The organism is Legionella waltersii, assembly GCF_001468085.1.
GTDB lineage: Bacteria > Pseudomonadota > Gammaproteobacteria > Legionellales > Legionellaceae > Legionella > Legionella waltersii.
In genome coordinates this window covers 132,076-148,307 of sequence record NZ_LNZB01000036.1, presented here as the reverse complement: position 1 = coordinate 148,307, position 16,232 = coordinate 132,076, and the positions used below count along the sequence as shown (strand labels likewise).

The following is a 16,232-nucleotide window of genomic DNA, read 5'->3' as shown; positions in this document are numbered from 1 at the left end:
ATGAGTGGATTAGTTAATTGGTTGGACGCAAGATTCCCTTTGCTTAGCACATGGAAAGACCATTTTAGTAATTATTATGCACCTAAGAATTTTAATTTTTTCTATTTTTTTGGTTCTCTTGCATTGGTTGTCTTATTTAACCAAGTCCTAACTGGCTTATGGTTAACCATGTTTTACACCCCGAACTCTGAACAAGCATTTGCATCTGTCGAATTTATTATGAGGGATATCAATTTTGGATGGCTGTTTCGCTACATGCATTCAACGGGGGCTTCCGCGTTTTTTATTGTCATTTATTTGCACATGTTCCGTGGAGTGCTTTATGGCTCTTACCAAAAGCCAAGAGAGTTGGTTTGGCTATTAGGAATGTTCTTGTATTTGATGCTCATGGCGGAGGCATTTTTTGGTTACCTATTGCCTTGGGGGCAAATGTCATATTGGGGGGCTGAAGTCATCACTTCCCTTTTTGGCGCAATACCTTATGTGGGTAAAAGCTTAGTGGTCTGGTTAAGGGGGGACTTTTCAGTAGCGAATGCGACTCTACAGCGATTTTTTGCCTTGCATGTTATTGGTATTCCATTATTGATGATTGTTTTAGTTTTTCTACATATTGTTGCGTTACACAAAGTGGGATCGAACAATCCAGAAGGAATTGAAATAAAAAAAGCGCTGAATAAAGAAGGTCACCCACTGGATGGCATACCGCTGCATCCTTATTATACGGTGAAAGACTTAGTCGCAGTAATTGTCTTTTTTATATTCTTTTTTGCGGTGGTTTTCTATCTTCCGGAGATGGGGGGGTATTTTTTAGAGCATGCTAATTTCACTCCAGCCAACCCTATGGTTACGCCTGATCATATTGCCCCAGTATGGTACCTGGCACCCTTCTATGCCATTTTAAGAGCAATACCCGATAAGCTGATGGGAATCGCCTGTATGGGCGGAGCAATCATTTTGTTGTTTTTCTTACCTTGGTTGGATCGCAGTAAAGTTAAATCAATACGATACAAAGGGATTCTCTCCAAACTATTTTTAGGGGTCTTTGCTATCAGCTTTTTGTTGCTCGGATACTTAGGCACCTCCCCCGTTTCACCTATCAATTTAATTTTGGCACGAATAGGAACCGTTCTTTATTTTTCCTTTTTTATTTTTATGCCGATATATTCTCGCATAGAAACTACTCGAGAAGTGCCTTCAAGAATAGGTAGCATATGATGAAAGTAAAGGGATTGATTATAGCCATTGTGTATTTGTTTCTAAACACGCCATTTGCATTAGCACAAGACATTAATTTGCAATCCGTGTTAGTGAACATTCATGATAAAGAGAGTTTGCAAAGAGGAGCAAGGTTGTACATGAACTATTGCTCTGGATGCCATTCTCTTAAATACATGCGCTATAATCGTATGGCAGAAGATTTGGGTTTAACCACTTTTGATGGCCAATTGGATCAAGATTTATTAACCAATAATTTAATTTTTACGAAAGCAAGTGTTTATGATCCCATTGAAATTGCTATGGCACCTGAGGATGCAAAGCAATGGTTTGGTATGGTTCCTCCTGATTTGACTTTGAGCACAAGGAATAGAGGTCCAAACTGGGTATATACCTACTTGAAAAGTTTTTATGCCGATAAGACAAGACCATTCGGTGCAAACAACTTATTGATTCCTGATGTAGCAATGCCCAATGTTTTGGAGCCATTGATCGGACAAGTAATCTCTGTTGAAGATCAACATAGTCATACCAAAAACTTATTACTGGTTAAACATGGAGAGATGCAAGAGGCTCAATTCGATAGTGCCTTAAAAGATTTGGTTACTTTTCTGGTTTATGTCGGTGAGCCTGCTAAACTAGTAAGGTATAAACTGGGAACGTTTGTTATTTTGTTTTTCTGCGTATTTTTAATCATCGCTATCTTATTGAAAAAGACATACTGGAAAAAAATAAAGTAAACCTAGATTCTAATCGCCATGCTTTAACAGTTCATTTACTGCTGATTGAATCGTCTTTAGATCAACTGGTTTATGCAAGACCCTATTAATACCCCAAAGCATGTAGTCATTTTCAACTTCAGAGGGATCATTCAGTGTTAATCCAATGATAGGAATTGGCGATTTACCTTTTAGTTTTTCCCAATCACGAATACAAAGAGCAAGGTTTTTATTGATAATGCCCTGTAAATTGGTATCAGTGATAATCAAATCAAAATCATTGGATTCAATTAACTCTAAAGCATGTTCTCCATCAATGGCTGAATAATAAGGATATCCTGCTTTTTCTATAACCGATTCAATAAGCCTTAACTCAATGATATTGTCTTCAACAAGTAAAATAAGTGGCTGTTTTGAAAGAGCGCCCTTTTCCCATTTGCTCAGATCAACTGCATAATCGTCTTCGGTTTTAATTTTCATATTAAGAGTGAAAAAAAAGGTAGATCCTTTTCCAACCTCACTAATGAGATCAATTTCACCCCCAAGCAAGCCTACGTATTTTTGAGCGATATGAAGACCAACGCCATATCCACCATGCTTTCCTTTTTCAGTGGAGGGGCGTGCGTAATGATCGAAAATTTTAGGCTGTAATTCAATGGGAACGCCAGTACCCGTATCGATGATATTAAATTTAAGTTGCACGTAATTGTTTTCTATGCCCAGCACATCAATTTTTAAGGTAATTATTCCTCTTTCTGTGTATTGGATAGCATTATCTAGTAGGTTTAACAGAGCTTTTCTTAATTTTACACCATCAGTAATAACGAACTCTGGCATTGACTCATCGATTTGTATTTCAAATTGATTATTTCTGATTTGCAAAGAGGGCTGCATGAGGTTTGCAATGTCTTGAATATTTTTCCGTAGATCGAATAATTCAAATTGAGTGTCATTTTCTCTAATATTATCGGCAGAAACAATTTCTAAAACGCTTTTTAGTAACTCTAATAATTGCTCCCCACTTTCATTGATCCATCTTGCATATTGTTTATTTTCTGGGGTTAATGCTTTCTCCTCGAGAAGCTTAGACATGCCTACAATACCACTGAGTGGGGTGTGAAAATCATGACTGATGTTTGCGATAAACTCAGTTTTAGCTTGGTTTGCAATTTCTGCATTTTCTTTTGCTTTTCGTAAAGCAACCTCCATTTTTTTGCGCTCTGTTATATCCATCGATAAACCCAGAACTCCTATAATTTCATTTTGTTTATTGTACAAAGGAACCTTTTGGGAAAGATAAATAGACATCCCATTTGCCATAACAGCGTATTCCTCAACCGAGTTGGGCGTCCCCGTTTCCATAACTAATTTATTAATCCTGTTCAACTCTTCTGCCTGATCTTTCCAGGGCATATCGAAATTGGTTTTTCCGACAATCTCCTTTCTCGATCCTAAACAAGCGTCTTTAGCTTGCAAATCATTGCATCCTAAAAAGACATTGTTTTTATCCAACCAATAGACGTGGCCCGGCATTAAAGCAATGATATTGTCGTAATAATCATGAATGGATTGAATCTCTTGCTGAAGTTTAATTTTTTCTTCCTCTAGAGCCTGAGAAAGACGTTTAATTTCTTCATCCTTTTCGTCAATTATTTTGTTCAATTCATTCAATTTGTTGAAGGGCATTATTCACCTTTTATTATGTCTGTGCACAATCAATTTTAGTATAATAATTGTATAATATGATTAAATTATGAATCGTTGGCTAATCGCTTATTTTTCAATACAGTTATCTTTATTATACACTAAATAAAACAACTTCCTTCTAATCGAAATATCAATTTTTTTGTAAAAAATGATTATTTTTGTCTCAAAATGCTTTATAATATGTGTCTTATTTGGTAATACTGTGTGTAAAATATCATAGTAAATGCATCGTAAACCCGATATTTTGCATGGTTTTATGAGAGCAAATTTTTAGTTAAAACCTTTTTAAGGATTTACTCCTTAAATTAAGGGCTACAGAAAAATCTAGAGGTACATAAACAAATGACAAAAATTACTGGCCCAAGAGACGGTGATATAGTTTCCGCTTTGTTTAACAGTAAAACGAAAAGCAAAAGCTATTTTTCATCGTTGAGAGACACAAAAGATTTGGTTCTATTGAGTATTGTAGGAAATGAATTTTGTTCAGGAAAGTACCTGGGTGCAATCGTTGATCAAGCCGTGGATACCCATCAAAGAAAGGAAAACACTCCAGCGCCTAAAGGATTCACTACCTTTTTAATTGCTGATGAAATTTATTGGCACAATCTAAAAGAAATGGAATGTACGGAGTTAGAGGAGCAGCGACTTAAACAAAAAGCTTTGGAACTTGGTAAAGACTATTTTGAAAAAAATCTTGGGTATTTTTTGAAGCCTTTAGGTCTAACCGTCGATGAATTTAGAGCGAAGCATGCTGATGCATCAATGGATGAGCAAATTTTAATCATTAATAATCTAGCTTTACGCTTAGGAAAGAATTTCGAAATTGTACGTTGGAAAGATTGGGTGGCTAGGGATAAGTCGGAGAAATTGAAAGAAATTCAACCTCTTTATAACTCGGTCTCAGGTCTTAAAAATGGAATTGACAAGTCCGTAAAACAGTACGTTCAACGAGCACTAAAAAAAGGCGATGAAGCAGCTCTATTAGAGCATCGCTCTAGAGATTACTTAACAGAAGAAAGCCCAGCGGTTATGTGGCTCTCTGCAGCATTAGGGTATAATTTTATAATCTATCCGGGTGAGAGTTTGCCTTCTTTTGATGCAACAAGAGATTACTTTGTTCTCAAAAATCATGCCCCCTATGTTTTTGAAGGTCAAAGTATAGAAGATAACTGTACTCATGATAAAAATGCGCTTCATTTTGAGACGCCAGCCCGCACAGCCAACTGGCTAGAAGTTAGCTTTAAAATGAGCTATTCAGCGGCTTTAAAAACTAAGCCACAAAATAGTAGTCAAGGCTTTTTTAAACAGAGTGCTCCTGAGTTAACTGGAGGAGCAGATTCTTCCATTGACAGGTTTAGATTATTTCCAACAACGAAAAGTGGTGCTGGTTCAGCAGAGGGGACATCAACTACCAATAAAAGTCTAAATGCGCTCCTTTATGGCCTGGGAATGGCATCAAATAAAGTCCAAGGAAGAGACGCTGCGTCTGATCTAGTATTGCGACTTTCTCCCAATCAAGATTTGACAAAAGTAGCTCAAGGCGTTTCAGAAGCGATTCTGAAATCAGACCTACCTATCAATACAAAATATCAGTTGCTTTTTAACTTAATAGCTGCATTTTCTGACAGCAAAGTTCATATAGAACCCTCTACAACGGCTACTTCTTTACTAAGTTCTAGCATGGAGGAGTCACCCCCGTCCTGTATGGTACAGCACTAATCAACAATTGAATCCATTATTGACACACTGACATACTTTTATGGCCATGTTAGTGTGTCAATAAATTCTGTTTTGATCCGAATCAAGGTAATTTGCAATGCATCGATTTGTTTAAACAATCGTTCCTTGTCCCTGTATAGGCTTAACTCGAGCAAAATTTACAGGTTCTTTTTTTTCATGCTCAAGGGTATCATCATGAAGAGGGTTAAATCGAGTATCGAAGGTGTTTGCTTTGACTTTACGAGGGATACGGCCTGTGCTAGTTTGTTTGCGATTACTCATCATGCTACTCCTGTAATGAATACATTTTAATTGTATTATATTTGATCAAAATAAGCAAAGCCAAAAAAGCTAAAGGCGCTTTCAGGGATATCGTTCTGGCAGTAAGACTGATTTCAGTCTTACAATACTTACGCAAAACCAGGATCTCTTCGTGAAAAATGGTTAAAACTCGGTCATTTAGTGTGTCTAAACTTCCTCATTCAAACTATTTTTTGCCTCGACCTCAGGGCTTGCGTAAGCATTTCAAGTACCAAGTGCTCCACATAAAATAGATAACTTCGAACAATCAACCCCTCATATGCCCTTTGGGGAGGCGGAATACAGTTTAAACAGATCGAGATTAACTTAGACTCTAAAAAAAAGAAAGATACAGATCATTACGTATTACTTAAGACCTATCACCTCACGCATTTAAAAAGCTTCTAGTATCCCATCATCGAACAGTGCTTTCACTGGACTTGGTCCAAGGATTATTGAAAATAGAGAAATAATCGTTGCGTCATACAAAATAGTATAAATTTTTTTCATATAAATCAATTAGATAAAAAAATACCGTAAACAACCACTTTTCTTATAGCCGTTGAAAAAAAGAGCATTATGAATAATAATTGATTAAGTTGGTGTTTTGCAGATGTGCTGATGATCATAAAAATCCGACGAGCCAATAGTTTTAAAGCTGGAACAACTGCTCGCGCTATATCCTATCAAGATTATCTTAATTTACAGCATCAGCCGAACAGAAATGTATTGTTTAGCACAACCTGTTACCAAGCATTGTGTTTTTTAGTTATCACTCAGGTAACACCCAATTTAATCAACCCACTCACTCCACTCCAGTGAAGCTTATTTAGACAATAGAGGCAACAAATGAATCTAGAAGACGCTATAAAAGAAACTCAATCTGGGGATGCTCCCCAAGGATTAACACTTGTGCTTGGGGGTAACCATATCGGTGACGCCGGTGCTGAAAAATTAGCCCAAGCCCTGCAGTCAGGTAAGGCTCCACAAGGATTAACACTTAAGCTTTGGGATAACCATATCGGTGATGTCGGTGCTGAAAAATTAGCCCAAGCCCTGCAGTCAGGTAAGGCTCCACAAGGATTAACACTTAAGCTTTGGGATAATGATATCTATGCTGCTGGCGCTGAAGAATTGGCCCAAGCGCTGCAATCCGGTAAGGCGCCGCAAGGATTAACACTTGTACTTTCGGGTAACCATATCGGTGACGCCGGTGCTGAAAAATTAGCCCAAGCGCTGCAATCCGGTAAGGCGCCGCAAGGATTAACACTTGAACTTACGGTTAACCATATTGGTGCTGATGGTGCTGAAAAATTGGCCCAAGCACTACAATCAGGCAAGGCTCCGCAAGGATTAAACCTTGGCCTTGCGGACAATAATATCGATGCTGCCAGTGCTGAAAAATTGGCCCAAGCCCTGCAATCCGGTAAGGCTCCGCAAGGATTAACCCTTAAGCTTTGGGATAACGATATCGGTGCTATCGGTGCGGAAAAATTGGCCCAAGCCTTGCAGTCAGGCAACGCCCCCCAAGGACTAACACTTGACCTTGCGGGTAACTATATCGGTGCTGCCGGTGCGGAAAAATTGGCCCAAGCCTTGCAGTCAGGCAACGCCCCCCAAGGATTAACACTTAAGCTTTGGGATAACCATATCGGTTCTGATGGTGCTGAAAAATTAGCTCAAGCCCTACAATCAGGGAATGCGCCGCAAGGATTAACACTTGATCTTCGGGGTAACGATATCGGTTCTGCTGGTGCTGAAAAGTTAGCTCATGCGATAGCCTTTCAAAATCATTTTAATAAAAAAGCAATTACCGTGCAGGGGATATCCATGGATATTTTAACCAAGGCCAAAACGGAACTGCTCGAGCACTGCAAGACACCTGCTCTTTGTATTAAAAATCACCGCGATTTATAAAGGACAGGGAAAACACGCAACGTATGGTGCAACACAACCTGTTACCAAACATTGTGTTTTTGAGTTATCACTCTGAGAACATCGTATTTGATCAACCCACTCGCTCTAGTCCAGTGAAGCTTGCCTAGGCAATAGAGGTAAAATGAGGCGGTCTAGCGTTGTTTTGATAAGTATCATGAAGGTAATACTTTGACTATGGCAACTATGGTTCCATTTTGGTGCTTTTTTGATCACCCTAATCCGCCCTGCTGGCCCCTTCTCCCCCATCCCTAGGGCGAAGGGGAAATTGAAGGTAGTTATTTAGAGGTCCTGTCTTAGCAAGGCGTAGAGATTTCGTTTTAATTTCACCCAGATCTTTAAAAAATATGGTAGAATATTAGCCTTTGTATTGTAGAATACATGAAGCTTGCTTTTAACAGGTCTTCATGAATCAATAGGAGTGTTGCTAAATGGCAATTGTTGCAAAGCGTACAATTATGTCTTTATTTTCTGATGTGGATGATGTGTATAGTCATCAAGTTCGCATTGTACTCGCAGAGAAAGGCGTTAATGTAGAAATTCTTGCGGTAAAACAAGATGAGCCTAGTGAGGACTTAATATCCATTAACCCTTATGGTACCGTTCCAACATTGATAGACAGAGAATTAGTTCTGTATGAAGCTAGAATAATAATGGAGTATTTAGATGAGCGTTTCCCGCATCCCCCTCTATTGCCCGTATATCCTGTAGCTCGAGCTGAAACACGCAAAATGATGCATCGCATTGAACAAGATTGGTATTCATTAATGACGAACATCCAACAATACGTGGATGTGGAGCAATCAAAAGAGCAGTTATTAGACAGTTTAACTGGTTTAGACCCTATATTTGCTGATAAACCTTATTTTTTAAGCGATGAGTTTTCATTATTAGATTGTGCACTTGCTCCTTTATTGTGGCGTTTGCCCAAACTAGGAGTAGACATTGCCCCTGAATTTAAAGGATTAACTTCTTACATGCAACGTGTTTTCAAACGAGACTCTTTCCAAACTAGTTTGACCGAGGCTGAAAGACAAATTAGAGCCGCATAATATGAGTATGACTTCAAACAGACCTTATCTAATCAGGGCTTTCTATGATTGGATTGTTGATAATGAATTAACACCCTATATTTTAGTTGATGCTTCAAACCCTTATGTACAAGTTCCACGTGAGCATATACGGCATGATAGAATTGTTTTGAATATATCTCCCTCAGCGACTCGGGGACTTTTGCTGGAAAATGATCGGATTGTATTTACAGCTCGATTTTCTGGGCAAACTGAGCAAATATTTGTTGTGCCTAACGCAGTTCTTGAGATTTATGCGAAAGAAAATGGCAGGGGCATCGCTTTTCCAATTGAAGAGGATTCTGATGATCCACCGCCAACTGCAACAGGCCCAGGTGCAGAGAGCAGTTCAAAAACTAAGCCGTCATTAAAACTAGTCAAATAAATAAACGGAGCCGCAGGTGAGTCAACAAGATAAGGCACTTTATCGTTGTGAACAAATACGCGCCTGCGAACTTCTTGCCAAGCAGCTCTTGCAACGGGATGAGCACTCATTAATGTTGCAAGCTGGAACTGATGCTTTCACGCTAATGAAGAAGCTGTATCCTAAAGCAAAGCATATTGCTGTGTTTTGTGGTGTTGGCAATAATGCTGGGGATGGGTATGTGTTAGCTAGAATCGCTCATGAGCACCATTACAAGGTCACCGTTTACCAATGTCGAGCAATAGAAGATCTACCTCCTGTAGCGCACCATGCTGCTCAACAAGCTTTAGATTCTGGTGTTGAATTTCAATCAGCAGAAGAATCACTTGATAATGAGAGTGACCTAATCATTGATGCACTGCTTGGCGTTGGACTTAAAGGGCCTGTACATGGGTTAATCGCCAACGCGATAACTCAGATCAACGACAGTCAATTACCAGTAATGTCCTTAGATGTTCCTTCAGGATTAAATGCAGATTCAGGCGTTGTTGATGGTTTCTGTGTGAAAGCCACTTCCACAATGACTTTTATCGGGCTTAAAACAGGCATGTACACGATGGATGGCCCTGATGTTTGTGGCGACATTTATAGAAGCAGTCTTGATTTAGAGGTTTGTTTGGAAAAATGCCAACCACATGCTTTTCTTTTAGCTGACGATCAATTGCCGTTACCCTTACCTTTACGAAAAAAGAACTCTCATAAAGGGAAGTATGGGCACGTGCTAGTGATTGGTAGTGGTGTTGGAATGCCTGGTGCTGTCAGTTTAGTTGCCAAAGCTGCCTTGCGTACTGGTGCTGGTTTAGTCACAGTGGCAACTTGGCCAGAACATGTGCATGGGCCTTTGCCTTTGATACCTGAGGCGATGATTATGGGGGTTGATTCTGCTCAGGATCTAAAACCTCTTCTTGCAAAAGCAACTGTGTGTGTGCTTGGACCAGGTTTGGGAGAAAGTGACTGGGCAACAGAACTGTTTAATGCAGCGATAAGCGCCCAACTACCCATGGTAATGGATGCCTCTGCATTAAGATTATTAGCCGCCCACCCGCAAATGGACGACAATTGGGTTTTAACACCTCATGCCGGAGAAGCGAGCAGCTTATTATTGACTTCCGTGAATGCTGTTCAAAATGACCGGTATCATTCTGCAGAGTCAATTCAACAGCAATATGGTGGAGTTGTTGTTTTGAAAGGTGTTGGCACGATTATTCAAACAGCAGCAAAAGAGAAGTTCGTATGTCCAAAAGGCAATCCGGGAATGGCTAGCGCTGGAATGGGTGATGTGTTAAGCGGCATCATCGCCGGTTTTTGTGCTCAAGGTATGTCCTTATCCGATGCCGCTAAAGCTGGTGTATGGGCTCATGCCTATGCTGGAGATAAGGCCGCTGAAGCGAAAGGCGAAATTGGGTTATTAGCAACTGATTTATTCGATTATATTCCAGGTATTATTAATTGATGAGTAATAGTGATGTACAACTAATCTCAATGGATTTAATCGGCGAGGAAGCCAGTCAACAATTTGCAAAGCGATTGGCTCTATTTATAGTTAGCCCTTTAGTGCTGACATTTAGTGGTGAAATTGGTGCTGGAAAGACAACCATTATTCGGAGTTTAATCAACTCTTTGGGTATTCACTCAGCCATAAAAAGCCCTACATTTTCCCTGGTGGAAAGCTATCATGTGAATAATCTCGCAATTCATCATTTTGATTTATATCGTATTGATCAGGAGGAAGAGCTTGAGTACTTGGGATTTAGAGATTATTTCACGGAACATAGCGTTTGTTTAATTGAGTGGCCTGAACATGCTGGAAAATCATTGCCATCAACAGATATTCGGTTTAACTTAGTAATAAAGGGGGCTGCGCGAGAATTACGAATCAGCGCATTAAGTGCCACAGGTAGAAGAATAGTACAAAACCTATCAGGTGAATCATGATCAAACGAGCATGGCTATTGAGCTTGGTGTTGTATTTCGTTTCTTTTGCAGTACCTTCCGCGCAATTAACTCATATTAAGTTGTCGCAGAAGGGGGGTACTACTTCTCTTTTTATTGCAATTAATGGCTCTGTTACGCATAAATTGTTTACTTTATCAAACCCAGATCGAGTTGTATTGGATTTCTCTGGTGCACAATTAAGGGTTCCACTTTCACAGTTAAGCAACTCAATGATAAATCATATTCGTAGTGGGCTCCCTGATAAAAATACATTACGTTTGGTCATGGATGTGAATCAAAGGGTTCAAGTAAAATCGGCACCGTGGAATGAGAATGGTCAATTAAGGGGACTTCGAATTGACCTCATTGGAAATCCTGCGACAACAAACACAATCAATGACAATCCCCCTAGAATAAAAGTGCAAACTAAGCGACCATCAGTAACTCCTCATAAGCCAGATATAAATTCAACGGCACACTATGAAGCGCCAGCAATCACACGACACACAACCCCTGTTAGAGTAACGAATAATCCCAGCAATAAACCATTAAGGGATGTGATTGTGGTCTTAGATGCAGGACATGGTGGCAAAGATCCTGGAGCGAAAGGTCCAAGAAAAAGTAAAGAAAAGGACGTTGTTTTAGCCATTACTCTAAAATTAAAGCAATTAATTGATAGACAACCTGGAATGCGTGCTGTATTGACTAGGTCCGGAGATTATTACGTTGGATTAAGACAGCGCTTAGATATTGCAAGAAAATACAATGGGGACATATTTGTTTCTATTCATGCAGATGCATTTAACAACCCGCATTCCAATGGAGCCTCTGTGTTTGCTTTATCTCAAAGTGGGGCGACAAGTGAAGCAGCCAGGTGGTTGGCTGAAAAAGAAAACTATTCTGAATTAGGTGGTGTAAATTTAGGTGAGTTGGACGATAGCAATGGGGTAGTGCGCTCCGTTTTACTGGATTTATCCCAAACAGCCACTATTAATGCTGGCCTGCAGATGGGAAGTAAGGTCTTGAGGCAATTGGATAATTTTACTACTTTGCATAATAACAGAGTGGACCAAGCTCGATTTGTGGTATTAAAGTCACCAGATATTCCTTCGATTTTAGTTGAAACAGGGTTTATTTCTAATCCTTATGAGGAAAGAAATTTGACGAGCCCTGCTTATCAAGCGCGCTTGAGTCAGGCAATATTTCAAGGGATAAAAGGGTATTTTTGGGAAAACCCGCCCCATGGTTCGCGAATTGAATCCATGATTTCATCTAAAGTTCATGTTGTTAAAGCGGGTGAAACTCTTCCAACGATTGCTGCTCGATATCAAGTGTCGGTAAGCGCTATCCAATCAAGTAATCGGTTAAGCTACAGAGCGTCCCTAAAACCTGGGCAAAAATTGGTGATTCCTTCCTCATGGTCATGAGAATTAGACAATTATCACCTGCTATCGCTAATCAGATAGCTGCGGGGGAAGTCATCGAAAGGCCTTCTTCTGTTGTAAAGGAACTGTTGGAAAATGCTTTAGACGCTGGAGCTTCGGACATTAGTATTGAGATTGGCTACGGTGGCCTTTTGCAAATCAAAGTCAGCGATAATGGATCGGGTATACTTGCGGATGATTTGCCCTTGGCCGTGTCTGCACACGCCACCAGCAAAATTACTACATTAAACGATTTGTATGCGATTGAGAGCATGGGCTTTCGTGGAGAGGCCCTAGCAAGCATCGCGTCAGTCTCTAGGCTCATAATTAGTTCCAAACCTGAAGAGCAGGAACATGGCATGATGTTAAAAGTGACAGGTTCCGACTTTACTTTGAATCCATGCCCACGAACAACGGGTACTACGGTTGAGGTCCTTGACCTATTTTATAATGCACCCGTACGTAAACGATTTTTAAAAAGTGAAAAAATTGAGTTTCAAGCTATCGAAATGCTGATTAAGCGTTTTGCACTCAGTGCACCGGAAGTTGGTATTTCATTAAAGCACAATAAGAAATCCATTTTAGTCCTTCCCCCTGCTTTAAATGAGAAAACTCAAAATTTGCGCCGAGCTAGAATTCTTGGGAATGCATTTATGAAAGAGAGTTTCTTTATTGAGTCGCAGCGCGGATCTATGTCTTTAAGGGGATGGATAAGTGGACCTAACCTGCAAAGAAGTCAAAGCGATAAGCAATGGATTTACCTCAATCAACGTATGGTGAAAGACAAATTGCTGCAGCATGCATTAAAGAAAGCTTATGATGACTTGTTGCACCCCGGGAGATTTCCGGTTTGCTTATTGTATTTCCAGCTACCCACTGAAGAAGTTGATGTGAATGTTCACCCAACAAAACATGAAGTAAGGTTTCAGCAGCCGCGTTTAGTCCATGATTTTTTAAGCATGGAGATTAGAAATGCTTTGCAATCGTCGCTGTCCAAGATAGACGTATCTTCTTATAACTATGTCATTACTCCACCCGCTGAACTCGAAATACTGGAGCCTGGGTTGGCAAAAAAAGAAGAATTTATAAACAGCAAACCATTCATTGACGCCAATTCTTCTTGGATTGCCATCAATGCTCAATTTGCATTGATGCGTAAAAATCAAAGCGTGAAATTGGTTGATTTACTCACTGCTTATCAACATTGGCTACAACAGAGGTTAAACTCACTACCATTACCATTGAAAAGTAGACCATTATTAGTGCCAATTCGCATAACACTAGACTCCTCCATCAACCTCAATGAAGATCTTTTAGCAGAAGTAGGCGTTCGATTAGAGAGGGTTGATGCCAATCAATTTTATATTCGCACGATTCCAACAGATGTCCCGTACTTAGACCTACAGCAATTTTTTAGTGAACTGCCTAAATGCGATTTAAATCAAATTGAAAGCTTGATACATTTACTATCAACGTGTCAGCGTTTTGATGCAACTTTATTAAGTCCTCAAGAACACTATGAACTGCAACAATGGTTCGCTGAAATAGAACCGACGAAGAGTTCGCGCCCATGTTTATCAAGAGAATTGTCTATTGAAGATTGTAAGGCATTCATGCATGACTAAGACCGTTTTTTGTTTAATGGGTCCAACGGCCTCAGGAAAAACAGGGTTGGCGTCCGAGTTAGTGCAGCACTTTCCTTTTGAAATAATCAGTGTTGACTCTGCAATGATCTATCGGGGTATGGATATTGGGACTGCAAAACCCACTAAAGAGGAATTAGCAAAAGCCCCACATTTTCTAATCGATATCAAAGAGCCAAATCAATCTTATTCTGCAGCGGAATTTTGTACAGATGCAGTGCGTTTATGCGACGAAATAATTAAACGCGGGAACATTCCGTTGTTAGTCGGCGGGACCATGATGTATTTTAATGCCTTGCAAAATGGGCTATCGTCGCTTCCTGAGGCCGATGAGGCAATTCGTAGGTCTTTGGAGGACGAGGCTGCTTTAAGGGGATGGGAGGCTCTACACAGCCAATTAATGGAGGTTGACCCTCAAACTGCTGCAAGAGTTCATGCCAATGATACCCAGCGAATTCAACGGGCATTGGAGGTGTATCATTTAACGGGGAAGTCTCTCTCCTCTTTTCTTGCCGATCAAGTCCATCAATCTCCCTATCACTTTGTTAGTTTGGTCCTGTTTCCAGAACAAAGATCCTGGTTGCATGAACGCATTGCCCAGCGCTTTGATTTGATGATTAAAGAAGGGTTTATTGATGAAGTGATTAAACTCCAAAAGCAATGGGGTTTAACCATGAGTTTTCCTTCAATGCGTTGCGTTGGCTATAGGCAAGTCCTTGAACATCTTCAAGGTCAATGGGATTATGCTACGATGCGGGAAAAAGGAATTGCTGCAACGAGGCAACTCGCCAAACGGCAGTTGACTTGGTTAAGGCATTGGGAACGCGCGATGTATTTCGATTCGCAAACGAGTACTTTTAATGCCGATATTCTAGCGAAAATTAGGGAAATATTAGATAATACGGATACTTAATGACAGCTGCCGCAAAGGAACATTATGAAGAACCGAAAAAAAGAATCGGCAATTACTAAAAAAAATTACGTGGTCCATCGAGATCAATTGCCTTTAAGTTGCCCTACCGATGAGATGGAATTGTGGAATGCTCATCCAAAAGTCTATTTACCGATAGAAAAAACGGGTGTTGAGGTGTGTCCCTATTGTGGCTCCCGTTTCGTTTTGCAGAATGATTAAGTCTATCGGTATCATCAGATTATCTGCCTTGGGGGACGTTTTGATGCTTGTTCCTCTTGTGCGTACTTTACAAAGTCATTTTCCGCAGGCCAAGTTAACCTGGGTTATATCGAATCCCGCTTATGAAATGGTTTCAGGAATGGATGGGGTAGAGTTTGTGCTCATCGATAAACCAAAATCACTTGCCGGCTACTGGCAGTTCAAAAAGCTCATGAAAAACCATCCGTTTGATGTATTGCTTGCCCCTCAAGCGAGCTTACGAACTAATTTACTGATTCCTCTCATCAAGGCAAAACGCAAAATAGGTTATGATTCCCATAGGGCCAATGATGGGCATCGATTATTTGTTCGAGAACATATTTCTCCTGGTTTTGACCATACATTAGAAGGATTTTTAAAATTTGCAGCCCCTTTAGGTGCTGAGCAAAAAATCATACGCTGGGACTTGCCTATTCGGGCAGAGGATTTTGAGTGGGCAGACCGCCATTTGCCGAAAGAGGGACCAATATTGGTGGTAAATCCTGCTGCTAGCAAGCCTGAAAGGAGTTGGATGGTTGATCGTTACATTCAGGTGATTCATGAGGCCCAAAAAAAATGGCAAGTGCAGGTGGTTCTAACCGGGGGGCCAGGGGCACATGATAAAGAGCTCGCGGATCCCATTGCTAGTGCTTTACCAGTCACTAATTTAGTTGGTAAAACCAAACCGAAGCAGCTTTTGGCGGTAATCAGCAAAGCAAGTGCTGTTTTATGTCCCGATACAGGCCCATCACACATGGCGGCCGCTGTAAATACACCGGTTGTGGCTCTGCATGCGGTAACGAACCCAGGTATTTCTGGCCCATATACGTTTCGTCATTTAGCCGTTAATCGTTATCCAGAAGCGATTGAAAAAGTGCTGGGCATCCCTTTTGAGAAAACGATTTGGGGTACCCAAGTGCATGATGCTGAGGCCATGAGATTAATCACCGTGGATGATGTGATGGATAAATTAAAGGATGTGTTTTAACGA

General features: G+C 40.3%; 15 protein-coding genes. 13 read left to right on the top strand and 2 right to left on the bottom strand.

Annotated elements, in window-relative coordinates:
• Positions 1–1,215: a cytochrome b gene (locus Lwal_RS06840; RefSeq protein WP_058480082.1), complete on the top strand. Its 1,215-nt coding sequence runs from the start codon at positions 1–3 to the stop codon at positions 1,213–1,215.
• On the top strand, positions 1,215–1,955 hold the full coding sequence (locus tag Lwal_RS06835; protein ID WP_408607323.1) for a cytochrome c1: 741 nt from the start codon (positions 1,215–1,217) through the stop codon (positions 1,953–1,955). Before Lwal_RS06840 ends, Lwal_RS06835 begins: the two co-directional genes overlap by 1 nt.
• Before the next feature lie 9 nt (positions 1,956–1,964).
• On the opposite strand, the gene Lwal_RS06830 is transcribed toward Lwal_RS06835, so the two are convergent.
• Positions 1,965–3,620: an ATP-binding protein gene (locus Lwal_RS06830; protein ID WP_058480080.1), complete on the bottom strand. Its 1,656-nt coding sequence runs from the start codon at positions 3,618–3,620 to the stop codon at positions 1,965–1,967.
• A gap of 363 nt (positions 3,621–3,983) precedes the next feature.
• Between Lwal_RS06830 and Lwal_RS06825 the strand changes: the two genes are divergently transcribed.
• Positions 3,984–5,360: a hypothetical protein gene (locus Lwal_RS06825; RefSeq protein ID WP_058480079.1), complete on the top strand. Its 1,377-nt coding sequence runs from the start codon at positions 3,984–3,986 to the stop codon at positions 5,358–5,360.
• A 111-nt stretch (positions 5,361–5,471) separates the two neighbouring features.
• Here Lwal_RS06825 and Lwal_RS17315 read toward each other — a convergent pair whose 3' ends face one another.
• On the bottom strand, positions 5,472–5,645 hold the full coding sequence (locus tag Lwal_RS17315; RefSeq protein ID WP_157066270.1) for a hypothetical protein: 174 nt from the start codon (positions 5,643–5,645) through the stop codon (positions 5,472–5,474).
• Positions 5,646–6,509: 864 nt separating this feature from the next.
• Here Lwal_RS17315 and Lwal_RS06820 point away from each other — a divergent pair.
• The 10 genes from Lwal_RS06820 to Lwal_RS06775 all read left to right on the top strand — a co-directional run bounded on the left by Lwal_RS06820 (position 6,510) and on the right by Lwal_RS06775 (position 16,229).
• Positions 6,510–7,577 (top strand): leucine-rich repeat domain-containing protein, encoded by a 1,068-nt coding sequence (locus Lwal_RS06820; protein ID WP_058480078.1) that lies wholly within the window; start codon positions 6,510–6,512, stop codon positions 7,575–7,577.
• Between the two features lie 449 nt (positions 7,578–8,026).
• Entirely contained in the window at positions 8,027–8,647 is a 621-nt protein-coding gene (gene sspA, locus Lwal_RS06815) for a stringent starvation protein SspA (RefSeq protein ID WP_058480077.1), read from the top strand.
• A gap of 1 nt (position 8,648) precedes the next feature.
• Positions 8,649–9,050 (top strand): ClpXP protease specificity-enhancing factor, encoded by a 402-nt coding sequence (locus Lwal_RS06810; protein WP_058480076.1) that lies wholly within the window; start codon positions 8,649–8,651, stop codon positions 9,048–9,050.
• A gap of 16 nt (positions 9,051–9,066) precedes the next feature.
• Positions 9,067–10,542: a bifunctional ADP-dependent NAD(P)H-hydrate dehydratase/NAD(P)H-hydrate epimerase gene (locus Lwal_RS06805; RefSeq protein WP_058480075.1), complete on the top strand. Its 1,476-nt coding sequence runs from the start codon at positions 9,067–9,069 to the stop codon at positions 10,540–10,542.
• Positions 10,542–11,024 (top strand): tRNA (adenosine(37)-N6)-threonylcarbamoyltransferase complex ATPase subunit type 1 TsaE, encoded by a 483-nt coding sequence (gene tsaE, locus Lwal_RS06800; RefSeq protein WP_095197610.1) that lies wholly within the window; start codon positions 10,542–10,544, stop codon positions 11,022–11,024. Before Lwal_RS06805 ends, tsaE begins: the two co-directional genes overlap by 1 nt.
• Positions 11,021–12,451, top strand: coding sequence for an N-acetylmuramoyl-L-alanine amidase family protein (locus tag Lwal_RS06795; protein ID WP_058480073.1), 1,431 nt, complete (start codon positions 11,021–11,023; stop codon positions 12,449–12,451). Before tsaE ends, Lwal_RS06795 begins: the two co-directional genes overlap by 4 nt.
• Complete coding sequence (gene mutL, locus Lwal_RS06790) at positions 12,442–14,073, top strand: DNA mismatch repair endonuclease MutL (protein WP_058480072.1); 1,632 nt, start codon at positions 12,442–12,444, stop codon at positions 14,071–14,073. Before Lwal_RS06795 ends, mutL begins: the two co-directional genes overlap by 10 nt.
• Positions 14,066–15,004, top strand: a complete 939-nt coding sequence (gene miaA, locus Lwal_RS06785; RefSeq protein WP_058480071.1) for a tRNA (adenosine(37)-N6)-dimethylallyltransferase MiaA — start codon at positions 14,066–14,068, stop codon at positions 15,002–15,004. Before mutL ends, miaA begins: the two co-directional genes overlap by 8 nt.
• A 24-nt stretch (positions 15,005–15,028) precedes the next feature.
• Positions 15,029–15,223: a zinc-finger domain-containing protein gene (locus Lwal_RS06780; protein ID WP_058480070.1), complete on the top strand. Its 195-nt coding sequence runs from the start codon at positions 15,029–15,031 to the stop codon at positions 15,221–15,223.
• 43 nt (positions 15,224–15,266) lie between these two features.
• On the top strand, positions 15,267–16,229 hold the full coding sequence (locus Lwal_RS06775) for a glycosyltransferase family 9 protein (protein ID WP_193787216.1): 963 nt from the start codon (positions 15,267–15,269) through the stop codon (positions 16,227–16,229).
• The last annotated feature ends 3 nt before the right edge of the window (positions 16,230–16,232 follow it).

Coding starts and splice junctions, on each gene's coding strand:
- Lwal_RS06840 (WP_058480082.1), top strand. CDS start 1: ATGAGTGGATTAGTTAATTGGTTGGACGCAAGATTCCCTTTGCTTAGC.
- Lwal_RS06835 (WP_408607323.1), top strand. CDS start 1,215: ATGAAAGTAAAGGGATTGATTATAGCCATTGTGTATTTGTTTCTAAAC.
- Lwal_RS06830 (WP_058480080.1), bottom strand. CDS start 3,620: ATGCCCTTCAACAAATTGAATGAATTGAACAAAATAATTGACGAAAAG.
- Lwal_RS06825 (WP_058480079.1), top strand. CDS start 3,984: ATGACAAAAATTACTGGCCCAAGAGACGGTGATATAGTTTCCGCTTTG.
- Lwal_RS17315 (WP_157066270.1), bottom strand. CDS start 5,645: ATGATGAGTAATCGCAAACAAACTAGCACAGGCCGTATCCCTCGTAAA.
- Lwal_RS06820 (WP_058480078.1), top strand. CDS start 6,510: ATGAATCTAGAAGACGCTATAAAAGAAACTCAATCTGGGGATGCTCCC.
- sspA (WP_058480077.1), top strand. CDS start 8,027: ATGGCAATTGTTGCAAAGCGTACAATTATGTCTTTATTTTCTGATGTG.
- Lwal_RS06810 (WP_058480076.1), top strand. CDS start 8,649: ATGAGTATGACTTCAAACAGACCTTATCTAATCAGGGCTTTCTATGAT.
- tsaE (WP_095197610.1), top strand. CDS start 10,542: ATGAGTAATAGTGATGTACAACTAATCTCAATGGATTTAATCGGCGAG.
- Lwal_RS06795 (WP_058480073.1), top strand. CDS start 11,021: ATGATCAAACGAGCATGGCTATTGAGCTTGGTGTTGTATTTCGTTTCT.
- mutL (WP_058480072.1), top strand. CDS start 12,442: ATGGTCATGAGAATTAGACAATTATCACCTGCTATCGCTAATCAGATA.
- miaA (WP_058480071.1), top strand. CDS start 14,066: ATGACTAAGACCGTTTTTTGTTTAATGGGTCCAACGGCCTCAGGAAAA.
- Lwal_RS06780 (WP_058480070.1), top strand. CDS start 15,029: ATGAAGAACCGAAAAAAAGAATCGGCAATTACTAAAAAAAATTACGTG.
- Lwal_RS06775 (WP_193787216.1), top strand. CDS start 15,267: ATGCTTGTTCCTCTTGTGCGTACTTTACAAAGTCATTTTCCGCAGGCC.